12 protein-coding genes are annotated in these 14600 nt (G+C 70.5%); 8 read left to right on the forward strand and 4 right to left on the reverse strand.

All coding sequences use genetic code 11. From position 1 onward, the window contains the following. Positions 1–28 precede the first annotated feature (28 nt). Positions 29–913 (forward strand): S41 family peptidase, encoded by an 885-nt coding sequence (locus tag BLQ91_RS07675; RefSeq protein ID WP_090095848.1) that lies wholly within the window; start codon positions 29–31, stop codon positions 911–913. On the opposite strand, the gene BLQ91_RS07680 is transcribed toward BLQ91_RS07675, so the two are convergent. Together BLQ91_RS07680 and BLQ91_RS07685 are read right to left on the reverse strand one after the other, a co-directional pair. Then, positions 914–3616 (reverse strand): hypothetical protein, encoded by a 2703-nt coding sequence (locus tag BLQ91_RS07680; RefSeq protein ID WP_090095849.1) that lies wholly within the window; start codon positions 3614–3616, stop codon positions 914–916. It abuts the gene before it with no gap. Between the two features lie 2 nt (positions 3617–3618). Next, a complete protein-coding gene (locus tag BLQ91_RS07685) occupies positions 3619–5382 on the reverse strand; it encodes an HSP90 family protein (RefSeq protein WP_090095850.1) in 1764 nt (587 codons plus the stop codon). 148 nt (positions 5383–5530) lie between these two features. On the opposite strand from BLQ91_RS07685, the gene pheS reads away from it, so the two are divergent. From pheS to BLQ91_RS07710, 5 genes are all read left to right on the forward strand, one after another. Further along, entirely contained in the window at positions 5531–6598 is a 1068-nt protein-coding gene (pheS, locus tag BLQ91_RS07690) for a phenylalanine--tRNA ligase subunit alpha (protein WP_090095851.1), read from the forward strand. Between the two features lie 4 nt (positions 6599–6602). Beyond that, entirely contained in the window at positions 6603–9080 is a 2478-nt protein-coding gene (gene pheT / locus BLQ91_RS07695) for a phenylalanine--tRNA ligase subunit beta (RefSeq protein ID WP_090095852.1), read from the forward strand. A 350-nt stretch (positions 9081–9430) separates the two neighbouring features. Continuing rightward, a complete protein-coding gene (locus tag BLQ91_RS07700; RefSeq protein ID WP_090095853.1) occupies positions 9431–9643 on the forward strand; it encodes a hypothetical protein in 213 nt (70 codons plus the stop codon). Beyond that, entirely contained in the window at positions 9643–9948 is a 306-nt protein-coding gene (locus BLQ91_RS07705; RefSeq protein ID WP_143022551.1) for a hypothetical protein, read from the forward strand. The genes BLQ91_RS07700 and BLQ91_RS07705 overlap by 1 nt, the downstream gene beginning before the upstream one ends. Before the next feature lie 281 nt (positions 9949–10229). Beyond that, positions 10230–10727, forward strand: coding sequence for a hypothetical protein (locus tag BLQ91_RS07710; protein WP_090095855.1), 498 nt, complete (start codon positions 10230–10232; stop codon positions 10725–10727). Here BLQ91_RS07710 and BLQ91_RS07715 read toward each other — a convergent pair. Continuing rightward, on the reverse strand, positions 10724–11392 hold the full coding sequence (locus tag BLQ91_RS07715) for a DNA alkylation repair protein (RefSeq protein ID WP_090095856.1): 669 nt from the start codon (positions 11390–11392) through the stop codon (positions 10724–10726). The genes BLQ91_RS07710 and BLQ91_RS07715 overlap by 4 nt on opposite strands. A gap of 146 nt (positions 11393–11538) precedes the next feature. Between BLQ91_RS07715 and BLQ91_RS07720 the strand changes: the two genes are divergently transcribed. Both BLQ91_RS07720 and sthA read left to right on the forward strand, forming a co-directional pair. Then, a complete protein-coding gene (locus BLQ91_RS07720) occupies positions 11539–12543 on the forward strand; it encodes a hypothetical protein (protein ID WP_143022552.1) in 1005 nt (334 codons plus the stop codon). A gap of 10 nt (positions 12544–12553) precedes the next feature. After that, the gene (sthA, locus tag BLQ91_RS07725) at positions 12554–13969 is read left to right on the forward strand and encodes a Si-specific NAD(P)(+) transhydrogenase (RefSeq protein ID WP_090095858.1); all 1416 of its coding nucleotides are present in this window, start codon (positions 12554–12556) and stop codon (positions 13967–13969) included. Here sthA and BLQ91_RS07730 read toward each other — a convergent pair. Beyond that, the gene (locus BLQ91_RS07730) at positions 13956–14597 is read right to left on the reverse strand and encodes a response regulator (RefSeq protein WP_090095859.1); all 642 of its coding nucleotides are present in this window, start codon (positions 14595–14597) and stop codon (positions 13956–13958) included. The two genes, sthA and BLQ91_RS07730, sit on opposite strands and share 14 nt — an antisense overlap. Between the last annotated feature and the right edge of the window lie 3 nt (positions 14598–14600).

Here is a 14600-nt window from a genome sequence, read left to right on the forward strand (position 1 = left end):
GTCACGGGCGCGCGGCTACTGTGCGCCCGTGCGCGAACCCGAGATCGAACTCCTGTGCTCCCAGCTGGCCGCTTACTACGTTTTTCCCGACACCGCAGCGGAAATCGCGAAGGTCGTCCGCGCTCGCCTCGACGAGGGCGCCTATTCCGGAGTGGACGACGAGGAGTTCGCCCGGCGCGTGACCGAGGACCTGCAGTCGGTCAACGGCGACAAGCACCTGCGCCTGCTCCACAGCGCCGAAGAGGTGCCCGAGACCGGCGAGGAGTCGGCCTTCGACCCGGTGGCGTACCGGAAGGAGGCCGAGCTCGACGCGTTCGGCATCCACAGGGTCGAGCGGCTGGAAGGCAACGTCGGCCTGCTCGACCTGCGCCTGCTGCACGACGCCGAGATCGCCACGCCGGCCTACGTCGCCGCGATGAACCTCGTCGCGCACACCGACGCGTTGATCATCGACCTGCGCAACAACCGCGGTGGTGACCCGCACACGGTCGCGTTGGTCTGCAGCTACCTGTTCGACGAACCGGTGCACCTCAACGACATCTACAACCGCCCGGACGACACGACGCAGCAGTTCTGGACCCTGCCGCACGTGCCCGGCCCGAAGTTCGGCGGCAAGAAGCCGGTCTACGTCCTCACGAGCAGCCGCACGTTCTCCGGCGCCGAGGAACTGAGCTACAACCTCCAGCAGAACGAGCGCGCCACCCTCATCGGCGAGACCACGAAGGGCGGAGCGCATCCCGGCGACCGCTACCGGGTCGGCCCGCACCTCAAGTCCGCTGTGCCGAACGGGCGCGCGATCAACCCGGTCTCCGGCACCAACTGGGAGGGCGTGGGAGTGGTCCCGCACATCCAGGTGCCCGAGGACTCCGCCTTCGAGGTCGCCTACGAGAAGGCGACCTCGAAGCCGGAGTGACTAGTCCAGCCGGGCGGTCAGCTCGCGGACGAGCGGATCGGTGCCGGACGGCTTGTTCTGGCGCCGCAACGCCTCCGACAGCATCGACAGCACGTTGGACACCTGGTGGTCGTCGGGCAGCAGCGATGCGGCCCGGCGCGCCTCCGCCTCCGCGCCCTCGGCGTCGTCGGCGTTGAGCAGCACGTGCGCCGACTTCAGCACCACGAACACCCGCCAGCCCGCGTCGCCCAGCGACACCACCAGGGCCTCGGCCTCGCGGTACTGCTTCATCGCCAGCGCGAACTCGCCGACCTGACCGTGCACCCACGCGCGGATCGCGGCGATCTCCGCCTGCCGGCGCGTGACCTCCTGCTCGTCGTCGAGCAGCGGCAGCAACGCCTCCGCCTCGTCGACGGCCGCGCGGGTCTCGGTCACCTCCTCGTCGGGCAGGTTCGACGCGAGCTCGACCAGCGAGCCGATCGCCTCCGAGAGGTTGCCCTCCTGCTGCCACAGCGCGGCACCCGCGCGCCACGACGCCGTGGCCTCGTCGTGCTTGCCGAGCCCGCCCTGCACGGACGCGAGCGCGTCGAGCAGGAACGCCCGGCGGCCCGTCTCCTCGGGCGGCAGCAGTTCGGTCGCCTCGCGCAGGTACCGTTCCGCGGCCGGCAGTTCGCCGAGCTTGCGGCACACCTGCCCGAGCCGGAACACCACCTGCAGCCGCAGGTCCTCCTGGCCGTCCTGCAGCAGCCGCAACGACTCCTCGAGGACCTCGGCGGCCTCGACGAACCGGTCCGTCTGCACGTACCCGCCGCTCAGCGCGAAGCAGAAGTGCGCGGTGTGGCCGGGGGTGAGGTGCACGCGCGAGATCGCCACGGCCTCGCGGAGGTCGCCCAGGCAGGCGCCCTCCTGGTCCAGCTCCTGGATCGCCGCGACCTGGTACCAGCGCGCCTCGGAGGACTCGGGCAGCGGGAACGCCGACACGTACTCGCGTGCCGTCGCGATCGCCTCCGGGACCTTGCGCAGGACGGTCTCCAGCCGCAGCTTCAGCCGGTAGCCCTCGAAGCGGGCGTTCGGCCGCAGGTCACCGGACATGGCGTCGAGGACGTCCGCGTACGCGCCTTCGAGGTCCTGCTGCCGGGCCCTGTGCTCCGCCGCCTCGACCAGGACCCTGCCGCGCAGCTCCGGAACGTCCCAAGAGGACGCCAGTGCGAGCATCTCGCCCGCCTCGTCGTGCGCGTGGTCGTCGTCGAGCAGCTCGGCCAGCGTCAGGGCGGCGACCGTCCTGGTGTAGTCGGACGTCGCCTCGGCGAGGCACCTCTCGGCGATCTCGCGGCCACCTTCGAGGCCCATCGCGAGCCGCGCCTGGTACCGCAGCGCGAGGTCGGCGGGCAGCGCGGCCAGCAGCCGGTCGAAGGCCTGCCGGTCGAACGGCACCAGCCCGGTCGTCATCCGCCGGATGCCCGCGTGCGCCGCGAGGTCGGGCGGCAGCAACGCGTCCATGTCCGCGGGCAGCGAGTCGAGCATCCGCCGCGCCTTCACGAAGTCGCCCTGCTCGTACAGCGCCAGCATCGACTCGGCGATCTCCACCGGGTCACCGGTGACGTGCGGCTCCTCGGCGGGAGCGGCCACCGGCGCCGCCGGCACCGCCAGTTCGACGGCCGGGTAGTCGGCCTGCTCGAGCGCCCTGGTCACCCGCTCGACCCACGCCGGCGTGCCGTTGCGCTCGTCGAACTGGTTCGCGAGCTGCACGGCCCGCTTCGACAGCCGGTCGAGCAGCTCGGCGGCCGTCCGCGTGCCGACGGCCGGGACCTCGAAGACCGTGTCGGCCGGAAGGCGTTGCAGCAGAACGGAAGCGCACTCGGCGAACGACATCTCGTCGGCGGGCAGCTGCGTGGCCTTCACCTTGTGCAGCGACCGGCGCAGGATGTCCTCGCCGCGCGAGAGGTTGCCCGTCAGCGCGCAGAACCGGATGTGCTCGTGCACGTACGAGGTGATCTCGTCATCCTTGATCAACCGGTACGCGGTCGTGTGCGCGTGCGCCGCCTTTTCGACGTCGCCGATCTCCAGCAACGGCCACAGCAGCGCGGTCAGGATGCCCTGCGGCTGCGTCGCGCAGCCGCTGTGGCCCGACAGGCCCTCCCAGCCGTGCGCGGCGGCCTCCTGGTGGCGGCCGAGGCGCGCCAGCATCCAGACCTGCTCCTCGACCACGCACGCCTCGCAGTCCGCCATCGGTCCGCGTTCGGTGGCGAGGTAGCGGCCGAGGTGCTCGGCGAGCCCGGTCATGTCACCGACGTGGTAGGCGTACTCGGCACGGGCGCCGTGCACCGGCTGCACGGAGAAGCCGAGCTTGGCGTAGCGGTCCGCGAGCTGCGCGATCACGGCCCGCAGCTGCTCCAGCGAGAACCGCGGGTCGCGGCGCAACCCCGTCGCGATCCATTTGTGCGACCAGTTGAGCGAGTGGACCTCGTACTCGTTGAACGCCTCCGGGTCCTTTTCCTCCGCGGCCCGCACCCACGCGAACGGCGCGAGCATCAGGTCGTAGCGCGACAGGTAGTACGCCGAGTCGATCATCGCGATCCGGCACGAGACCCCGAGCGGCAGGTGCCCGAGCGCGTCGGACATCCGAGCCGCCCGTTCCAGCGCCTCGTGCTTCGGCATGCCCGTCGGCATGTTGTACGCGTCGAGGAACGCTCTTTCCGCGTCCTCAGCGGTGAAGTCGGCCATGTTCACTTGCCCCCAACGGCGCGGTCGAGAAGTTCCAGGAACGAGCGGTTGAGCGCCGCCGTGTCCTTCGGTCGCATCGCCCTGCGAGCCTGCAGGACGGCGTGCACGTACAGGGATTCGAGCGTCAGCTCCACGAGCGACGGGTCGTTCAGCCGGGCCAGCCGCTGCACCAGCGGGTTGCGGCAGTTGAGGACCAGCTGCTCCGGCCGTGACGACGACGAGCCCGCGGTCAGCTGCCCCAGCAGCTCCGCCCACAGCGGGTCCGCCACCTCCTCGGCGGTCTGCTCGGTGTCGAGCTTGCGCTGCTGCTCGGCGTTGGTGATCAGCAGCGCGGGCAGCGAGACCGGGTCGAAGTCGCGGATCACCGCGTCGCAGTCGTGCCGGTCCAGCGCCGCCGCTCCCTCGGACAGCCGCAGCCGCAACGCCGTCTCGATGCCGGGTTCCGGATCGGCGAGCGCCGCCAGCAGTTCCGTGGGCGCGACCCGGCGCGCGACGGACGCGCCGTCGAGCGCGCTGAGCCGGTTCAGCAGCTCCAGGTCGTAGGCGTAGCCCGCGTTGACCAGGCCCAGGCCCTGCGCGGCCGCGACCGGCGCGAGCTGGTGGAACTCGTCGACGTCCGGGATGTAGAGGATCGCGCCGTGCTTGCGCTTGAACTGCCGCAACGGGATCGGGCCGTCGGTGGTCTCGAACGGCAGCCAGCGCTCGACCAGCCGCAGCATCTCGTCGTCCGAGCGCGCCAGCGACTTGATGCCGAGGTGGTGCGCCGCCAGCAGCTCACCGGCGCGGCGCGGCTCCAGGGCGTCCAGCCTGATCAGCCAGTCGCGGATCTGCTCGCCCAGCTCCTCGCGCACCGCCAGCAGCATCTCGTCCTGGTACAGCGACTCGCGTGACGCCGTGGGCCTGATCGCGGACGCGTCGACCACGCACCGCACGAAGTACGCCCAGTCCGGCAGCAGGCCCTCGACGTTGTCGCCGACCAGCATCCGCTTCAGGTAGACCCGGTGCGTCTGGCGCGTTCCGGGGTGGACCCCGGACGGCAGCACGAACGCGACACCGGTCAGGCCGGCCGCCTCGACCTCGATCGGGATCGCCTCGAACGGCGTGAACCCGAAGACCTGCTCGCAGTACTCGGAGAGGTCGGCGTCCTCTGCGGCATCAAGGCTGTCCCACGGGCGCACGCCACGGGTCACCCGAGCGCCGTCCAGCGTCACCACGGCCGGCAGCAGGTCTCCGTAGTCCACCACCAGTGGCCGCACGACGTCCGCTTCGAGCCAGTGCTCGTTGCCGCGTGACGCGCTCAGGCTCACCGTCGTGCCAACCGGCACGTCACCGTCCACTGCGGACACCGTGTAGTTGCCCGAGGAGTCAGCCTCCCAGCGCACGCCCGGACCGCCGCGCGCGGACCGCGTGACCACCGTCACGGAGGAGGCGACCAGGAAGCACGACAGCATGCCGACGCCGAACTGACCGAGGAACCCCTCGCGGGCGAACCCCAGGTCGTCGCGCTTCGACGTGCGGCCGAGCGTGGACAGCAGCTCGTGGACCTCGGTCTCGGTGAGCCCCACACCGGTGTCGGTGATCGTCAGGACCGGACCGCAGGTGATCGTGACGTCGGCGGGGCACGACGGGTCGAGCTCACGCCTCGCCGTGATCGCGTCGACGGCGTTCTGCAGCAGTTCCCGCACGTAGACGCGCGGACTGCTGTACAGGTGGTGGCTGAGCAGGTCGATGATGCCGCGCAGGTCGACGCGGAAGGTGTGCGACATGATGCCGCCATCCTAGGGACGGCGGCGGGCCCGTGCCGCCGTTTAACGGCAACGTCCGAGAGCGGCCGGCGGCGCACCCACTAGGATCAGCCTGCTGATTACCTGATGTCCCCTGTGTGGATCAAAACCTGGGAGCTGTCCGCCAACCATGTCCGGAGCCAACGACCCGTACGACCCGAAGCAGGTCGCGGCGCTGTCGGCCGAGAACCTCGACGCGGCCGTGCAGAAGGCCCGCGAGGCGTTCGCCGGAGCCGCCGACCTCGAGGCGCTCGCCGCGGTCAAGCCCGGCCACCTCGGTGACCGGTCGCCCGTCCTGCTGGCGCGCCGTGAGATCGGCGCCCTGCCCCCCAAGGCCAAGGCCGAGGCCGGCAAGCGGGTGAACGAGGCGCAGTCCGCCATCAAGACCGCGTTCGACGAGCGCTTCGCCGTGCTCCAGGTCGAACGCGACGAGCGGGTGCTGCGCGAGGAGTCCGTCGACGTCACGCTGCCCTGGGACCGCTTCCCGCGCGGCGCGCGCCACCCGATCACCACGCTCGCGGAGCGCATCGGCGACGTCTTCGTGGCCATGGGCTACGAGATCGCCGAGGGCCCCGAGCTCGAGACCGAGTGGTTCAACTTCGACGCGCTGAACTTCGGCAAGGACCACCCGGCCCGCTCGATGCAGGACACGTTCTACATCGCGCCGGGTGACTCGCAGCTCGTCCTGCGCACGCACACCTCGCCCGTGCAGGCCCGCACGCTGCTGGAGCGCGAGCTGCCGGTGTACGTCGTGTGCCCCGGCCGGACGTTCCGCACCGACGAGCTCGACGCGACCCACACCCCGGTGTTCCACCAGGTCGAGGGCCTCGCGGTCGACAAGGGCCTGACGATGGGCCACCTCAAGGGCACGCTCGACGCGTTCGCGCGCTCGATGTTCGGCGAGGACTCGAAGACCCGCCTGCGCCCCAGCTTCTTCCCCTTCACCGAGCCGTCGGCCGAGGTCGACGTGTGGTTCCCCGAGAAGAAGGGCGGCGCCGGCTGGGTCGAGTGGGGTGGCTGCGGCATGGTCAACCCCAACGTGCTGCGCGCCTGCGGCGTGGACCCGGACGTCTACTCCGGCTTCGCCTTCGGCATGGGCCTGGAGCGCACGCTGCAGTTCCGCAACGGCCTTCCGGACATGCGCGACATGGTCGAGGGCGACGTCCGCTTCACCCAGCCATTCGGAACGGAGGCCTGATCCGGTGCGCATCCCGGTCAGCTGGCTGGTCGAACACCTCGGTTTCGACGAAGTCCCCACGCCCGACGAGCTCGCCGAGGCGTTCACCCGCATCGGCATCGAGGTCGAGGAGGTGAGCCCGCTCGGTCCCGTGACCGGCCCGGTCGTCGCCGGCCGCGTCGTCGAGATCGAGGAGCTCACCGAGTTCAAGAAGCCGATCCGCTACTGCAAGGTCGAGGTCGGTCCCGAGCAGACCAACCAGATCATCTGCGGCGCCACCAACTTCGTCGAGGGCGACTCGGTCGTCGTCGCGCTGCCCGGCGCCGTCCTGCCCGGTGGCTTCGCGATCTCCGAGCGCAAGACCTACGGCCGCGTGTCGCAGGGCATGATCTGCGCCGCCGACGAGCTCGGCATCGGCGACGACCACTCCGGCATCCTCGTGCTGCCCACCGGCACCGCGCAGCCCGGCGACGACGCCCTGGAGCTGCTCGGCCTGAACGACACCGTGCTCGAGCTCGCGCCGACCCCGGACCGCGGCTACGCGTTCTCGGTCCGCGGCCTCGCTCGCGAGATCGCCTGCGCGCTCGACGTGCCGTTCGGCGACCCGGGCCTCGTCGAGATCCCGGAGCCCGAGGGCGAGGCGTGGCCGGTCGACGTCGAGGACCGCGCCGGCTGCTCGCGGTTCGTGGCGCGCCGGGTCACCGGTGTCGACCCCACCGCGCCGACGCCGTGGTGGATGCGGCGCCGCCTGATGCTCGCGGGCATGCGCTCGATCTCGCTGCCGGTCGACGTCACGAACTACGTGATGCTCGAGCTCGGTCAGCCGCTGCACGCGTTCGACGCCGCCTCCCTGTCCGGGGCGCTGACCGTGCGTCGCGCCCTGGCGGGGGAGAAGCTCACGACGCTGGACGACTCGGTGCGCGCCCTCGACACCGACGACATCGTCATCGCCGACGACTCCGGGGTCATCTCGCTGGCCGGTGTCATGGGCGGCGCGTCCACGGAGGTCGGCGACACCTCGTCCGACATCCTGCTGGAGGCCGCGAACTGGGACCCGGCGTCCATCGCGCGCACGGTCCGCCGCCACAAGCTGCCGTCCGAGGCCGCGAAGCGCTTCGAGCGCACCGTCGACCCGGCGCTGGCACCCGTGGCGCTGGAGCGGGCCGCGAAGCTGCTCAACCACTGCGCCGAGGGCCAGATCAAGCCCGGCCGCACCGACGTGGGCGCGTTCGCGCTGCCCGAGCCGGTGTCGATGCCGATCGACCTGCCCGACCGCGTCGCCGGCGTCCGCTACGCCCGCGGCGTGACGGCCCGCCGTCTCGGCCAGATCGGCTGCCAGGTCTCGGTGACCACCTCGGAGGAGGGCCAGACGATCGTCACGGCCGTGCCGCCGACGTGGCGCGCGGACCTCGTGCAGCCCGCCGACCTGGTGGAGGAGGTGCTGCGGCTGGAGGGCTACGACACGATCCCGTCCGTCCTGCCGCCCGCCCCCGCCGGTCGTGGCCTGACCGAGCAGCAGCGCCGCCGCCGCACGGTGTGGCGCACGCTGGCCGAGGACGGTTTCGTCGAGGTCAAGCCGTTCCCGTTCATCGACCCGTCGGTGTTCGACGCGTTCGGCCTGCCGGAGGACGACGTCCGCCGCAACACGGTCGGCGTGCTGAACCCGTTGGAGGCGGACAAGAACGTCCTCGCGACGACGCTGCTGCCCGGCCTGCTGGAGACGTTGCAGCGCAACCTCTCCCGGGGTGCTCGCGACGTCGCGCTCTACAACGTCGCCCAGGTGACGCTGCCGCGCGCGCAGCAGGTCCCCGTTCCCGCGCTCGGCGTCGACCGCCGTCCCACCGAGGCCGAGGTGGCCTCGTTGCAGGCTGCGCTGCCGCAGCAGCCGCTGCACGTCGCCGGTGTGCTCACGGGCCACCGCGAGCTGGCCGGCTGGTGGGGCAAGGGCCGCCAGGCCGACTGGTCGGACGCCGTCGAGGCCGCCCGCCGCGCCGGTGCCGCCTACGGCGTGACGCTGCGCGTCGTCGCTTCGGACCTGCTCCCGTGGCACCCCGGTCGCTGCGCCGAGCTGCGCGTGGGCGACTGGCCCGTCGGCCACGCGGGCGAGCTGCACCCGAAGGTCGTCGAGAAGCTGGGCCTGCCCAAGCGGACCGTGGCGTTCGAGCTCGACCTCGACGCCCTGCCGCTCGACGACCACCGCCCCGCCCCGGTCGTGTCGGCGTACCCGCCGGTGCTGCTGGACGTGGCGCTCGTCGTGGACGCCTCCGTGCCGGTGCAGTCGGTGTCGGAGGTCCTCCGCGCGTCCGCCGGCGACCTGCTGGAGGACATCCGGTTGTTCGACGTCTACACGGGTGAGCAGCTGGGCGAGGGCAAGAAGTCGCTCGCGTACTCCTTGCGCTTCCGCGCCCCGGACCGCACGCTGACGGTGGAGGAGGCGACCGCGGCCCGCGACACCGCCGTGGCCGCCGCCGGCGAACGCCTGGGCGCAGCGCTGCGCGCCTGACCGGTCACACGTGGTGAGGCCCGAGGTTCTTCCGGAATCTCGGGCCTTTCCGCGTCATGAGGCCTCTGACCTCCAGTTCGCGTATGCGGGTAACCGATCCATGCCGGATGACAACAGTGCCGGCCGGGTCCCCGTTCTCCTGACTTGTGCACGCTGTGTAGTGGTTGAGCGTTCCCCGAACTTGGTGCCGCACCCACCGGGCACCACCCCAGGAGAACCCCATGCGCAAGCGCACCGCAGTATGATCAGCTTCAAGGAACTCGTCCGTCGGCGCGGTCACCACCGGTCTGCTGTACCCCGGTGCGACCGGCAACGCCGCCGTCAGCGTCAAGAACCCGAACGCGTACCCGGTGAAGGTCACCTCGGTCGCCCTCGTGCCGGGAAGCGCGCTGGAGTGCGCGCTCGGGTTCGTCACGAGCGCCCCCATGACGCAGATCGCCTCCGGCGCCACCGCCACCGCCACCGTGGAGCTGCCCGGCGCCGTGACGATGGGCAACGCCGACAACAGCTGCCAGGGGAAGTCCTTCTCCATCCCGGTCACCGTCACGATCGCGAGCGCGTGATGCGCGGCGTGATCGCCGCAGCGGCGGTGCTGTGCCTCCTCGCGGCGCAGCCCGCCTCGGCGGCCTGGACCACCGGCGGTCAGGGAGCCGCCGGCGCCAAGGCCGCCACCGTCGCCGCGCCGGGTGTGCCGGCCTATGACGTCTGGTGGAGCGACAAGGACAACGGCGAAGGCAACTTCAAGGGGTCCTTCCGTGTCTCCTCACCGCCCTGCACCGTCACCGGGGGACCTCCTCTCCGCGTGAAGGTGCAGTCAGTCGCGGGAACCTGGCGCAGCGTCCAGGTGTCCGAACAGGTCTGTTCCTGACAATTCGCTCGATCGGCTGAATCCCGTTCGCCGGGATTTGGGATCAAATCAGCAGGTGGTGGCCCTGCGTGGCTGTCAAGGTGCCAAAGGTCCCTCATTACAAGGGGCAATCGGCGCCCGTCAGACGCTTGCGCAGTGCGGGAAGCTTCTCCAAGATTGGCGACGCGGCCCACTGGGGCCGAGGGGCGAAGCGATGAACCACCGGGCGAGTTGGTCGCCGGTCCGGTGGGGAGCTAGAGGCGAACCCACCGCCTGGAGCAACAACTCTGGAGAGTTGCGCCATGCGTAATCTGGGTCCGCGCCTCGAGGTCGCCGTGTCTTTGACGATCCTCATGGTCGGTGCGGCGGTCGTGGCGGCCATGCACCTGACGTGGCCCGAGCCCCGCATGCCCGCGATGGCGTACTCCGTGAGCAGCGGTGAGTCGGGGATGCAGCAGCTCAAGCCGTTCGAGATCAACGACATCTCGGGCGCTGCCGTGGAGCTCAAGCCCGGTGCCGAGGGTGAGCGCAAGGTGCGCCTGTCGAACCCGAACCCCGTCGTCATCATCGTCGAGAGCCTGTCCGCGGTGCCGGGGCAGCCGCTCGACGCCACGCGGCAGCGCGTCGAGGGGTGCCCGGCCGGGGTGCTGACCGTCGTGCCGCTCACCGACATCGTGGAGATCCCCGCGGGCGGCGCTGTCGAGGTCACCATGAGGGTCCAGGTCGCGCCGGACGTGCCGGCGGCGTGCGCCGAGCTCGTCTTCCCGCTCACCTACTCGGGCCGCGCCAAGCACGGCTAGAGGTGCTTGAGGGCCTCGCGCCGGGACAGCGGCGACAGGCCCGGCCTCGCCTCGACGAACGAGCGCACCCAGCCAGGCTCGGTCTTCGCGAACTCGCGCAGCGCCCAGCCGATGCCCTTGCGCAGGAAGAAGTCCGGGTCGTCGGCGTTGGCGTCGACGCACGCGGTGAGCAGGTCCACGTCGGTCGCGCCCTTGGACCCGAGCTGGCAGATCACCGACGTCCGCCGCCGCCACCGGTCCTCGTCGGTCGACCACTCGAGCACCAGCGGCCGCACGACCTCGGGTGCCGACCGCAGCAGCGGGCCGACCCGTTTCGACGCGATCTCGTCGACGTGGTCCCACCACGCGCCGGTCACGATCATCTCGTCGAACCACGGCATCAGGTCGACGGACTGGAATCGCCGATCACCGCTCAACGACAACGCGACGTAGCGTTCCTCGCGATAGGTCGCCTCGCGCCACAACGTCTGCACGGCGTGGAGCCACTCGTCCCGGTCCGGGATCACCGGCAGCGACTTCAGCAACGCCACCCGCGCCGGTTTCCGCACGCCCAGGAACGGCATCGCGGACTTCATGTACGCCTGCATCTCGGGCGCTTTCACCGGATCCGCGAGCTCCTGGAGTCCCGCTCGAACCGCGTCGATCAAGGAAACCTCAAGAGCCACGCCCAAACGGTATAGGCATTAGGAGTAGCCCTGTTGAGATTTATGGCCCCTTTGGTACCGAAAGTGCTAACGAACCCGCAAAACATCACTTGAACGGGGGTGATTGTGAACGGAAAGGACGCTTGACCCGGATACAGTTCGCGTTCATGCGCGTGCTCATGGTGGTGGCGGCGCTCGTGCTCGGCAGCATGGGTGCCACCAAAGCGGAAACGGTGGATTACCTCGATCTGCCGCTGGTCAACGGAAACGGTGAACAGCGGGGTGGGGTGCACCCCGATCTGCCGTACGACCGCGCCACGATCGAGCAGGCGCTGGCCGCCTATCGCGCGCGAGGCCTCGCGCCGGTCCGCTTCAAGGCGTTGTTGTGGCAGTACTGGATCGTCCGCGCCGCGGAGGACGCCGGCGTGCGGTTGTCCGAATGGGACCCGCAGCGCCCCGCCGAGCAGAACCGCTCGGTGATCTTCGCCGTCTACGACTTCTACGCGAAGCTCTACCTCACCCACCCGGACTCGTTGCGGTGGATGGGGTTCGCGAACATCGGCGCGCCGGCGTTCGCCGCCGGGATGCTGGACCTCGGTTCGGTGCCGGAGCTGCGCTGGTTCTCGACGATGCTGATGGCGATGCAGAAGCACATCTTCATGGACCTCGGCGCGATGCACGCCGCCTACCTGCACGGCGGGATCGAGGCGGTGCGGGAGATGCGGGACGCGGGCCTCATCGACGCGGAGACCACGGCGGCGTGGGCGGACCCGGCGCAGGCGGTCATGGAGTTCTCGTCCCGCGAGCAGAACCTGGTGATCGCGGGCCAGTTCAACCGCATGCGTTCGCGGTTGCTGCCGCCGGGAGAGGTCGTCACGTACGCGATCACCGTCGCCGGTCCGATGCCCGTTCCCGGTGGCAGGACGCCCGCGCAGTACCGGCCGTTGTTCGGCGGCCCGCTGCCCGCGTTCAACTACGCGGACCGGGAAGCGCGCTGGGACTTCCTGAGCAACGACACGGTTCCGGCGTACGAACGCCTTTCCCGCGACGCCGTGCACAGGATCGTGCAGCGGCCGTTCGCGGACCGGGTAGCGGAGTACCGGGCCGCGGCCCGGCTGCTCGACCTGCTGCCGTTCCGCGGTTCCGGGGTGGAATCGCAGCCGTCGAAGTAGGCTGCTGACCATGACGTCGTACGACTACGACCTGATCGTCATCGGCTCTGGTCCTGGCGGCCAGAAGGCGGCGATCGCGGGTGCGAAACTGGGCAAGCGCGTGGCGATCATCGACAGGCAGGAGATGGTCGGCGGCGTCTGCGCCAACACGGGAACCATCCCGTCGAAGACGCTGCGCGAAGCCGTCATGTACCTGACGGGCATGAGCCAGCGCGAGTTGTACGGCGCGAGCTACCGGGTCAAGCAGGACATCACGATCAACGACCTGATGGCCCGCACGCAGCACGTGATCGGCCGCGAGGTGCAGGTCGTGCGCGCACAGCTGCACCGCAACGGCATCGACCTGCTCAACGGGTTCGGCCGCTTCGTCGACGAGCACACCGTGGCGGTGGACGGCAGCCACCGCGGCGACCACACGACGATCAGCGGTGAGTTCATCGTGATCGCGACCGGGACCACGCCGGCGCGTCCGTCCGCGGTGGACTTCGACGAGGAGCGGATCCTCGACTCCGACGAGGTCTTCGCGTTGCAGGAGATCCCGTCGTCGCTGGTCGTCGTCGGCGCGGGCGTGATCGGCATCGAGTACGCGTCGATGTTCGCCGCGCTGGGCACCCGCGTGACGGTCGTCGAGCAGCGCGAGCGGATGCTGGACTTCTGCGACCCGGAGATCGTCGAGTCGCTCAAGTTCCACCTGCGCGACCAGGCCGTCACCTTCCGCTTCGGCGAGAAGGTCGTGAACGTCCAGGTGTCGAACGGGGGCACCATCACCACGCTGGCCTCGGGCAAGCGCATCCCGGCCGCCGCCGTCATGTACTCGGCGGGCCGCCAGGGCTGCACGGACAGGCTGGACCTCGCCGCGGCCGGGCTCGAAGCGGACAACCGCGGCCGGCTGAGCGTGGACGAGCACTACCGCACGCCCGTCGAGCACATCTACGCCGTCGGCGACGTGATCGGCTTCCCGGCGCTCGCCGCGACGTCGATGGACCAGGGCCGCCTGGCCGCGTACCACGCGTTCGGCGAGCCGGTGCGCGAGCTGACCGCGCTGCAGCCCATCGGCATCTACACGATCCCGGAGATCTCCTACTGCGGTGCGACGGAAGCCGAGCTCACGTCGTCCGCGGTGCCCTACGAGGTGGGCATCTCGCGGTACCGGGAACTGGCGCGCGGCCAGATCGTCGGCGACGCCTACGGCATGCTGAAGCTCCTGGTGTCCACTGTGGACCGGAAGATCCTCGGCGTGCACGTGTTCGGCACCGGCGCCACCGACCTGGTGCACATCGGTCAAGCCGTGATGGGCTGCGGCGGCACGGTGGACTACCTGGTCGACACCGTCTTCAACTACCCGACGCTGTCCGAGGCCTACAAGGTCGCGGCTCTGGACGCCACGAACAAGATCCGCGCGTTGGACCGGTTCACGACCGCGTGAGACCGGCGTCGTGGGCGACGATGGCGGCCTGCACGCGGTTGGCGCACTCCAGCTTGGGCAGGATCCGGCTGATGTGCGCCTTCACCGTGCCGGTCGCCATGTAGAGCTGTTCGCCGATCTCGGCGTTGGACAGGCCCTCGCCGACGAGCCTGAGGACGTTGCGCTCGGTCTCGGTGAGGGTGTCGATCCTGGCGCGTGCGGCCGACCCCCTGTCGGGCTCGGTCAGGTGCTTCTCGATCAGCCGCCGGGTGATCTGCGGGGCCAGGATCGGCTCGCCCGCCGCGGCCTTGCGGACGGCGTTGATCAGCTCCTGGGGCGGGGTGTCCTTGAGCAGGAAGCCCGTCGCGCCGACCTTGAGCGCCTGCGCCACGTAGGAGTCCTCGCCGAACGTCGTCAGCATGACGACGCTGGCGGTCCTGGCGATCTGCTCGGCGGCCTTCAGGCCGTCCCCACCGGGCATGCGGATGTCCAGCAGGGCCACGTCGATCCGGTGCTGCCGGGTCAGCTCCACCGCCTGCCTGCCGTCGCTCGCCTCGGCGGCGACGGTGATGTCCGGGTCGTTCTCCAGGATCAGGCGGATGCCGGCGCGCATCAGGGTTTCGTCGTCGGCGATGAGAACTCGGATCACGGG

The sequence above is a fragment of the Lentzea jiangxiensis genome, assembly GCF_900104175.1.
In the GTDB taxonomy this organism is placed as follows: domain Bacteria; phylum Actinomycetota; class Actinomycetes; order Mycobacteriales; family Pseudonocardiaceae; genus Lentzea; species Lentzea jiangxiensis.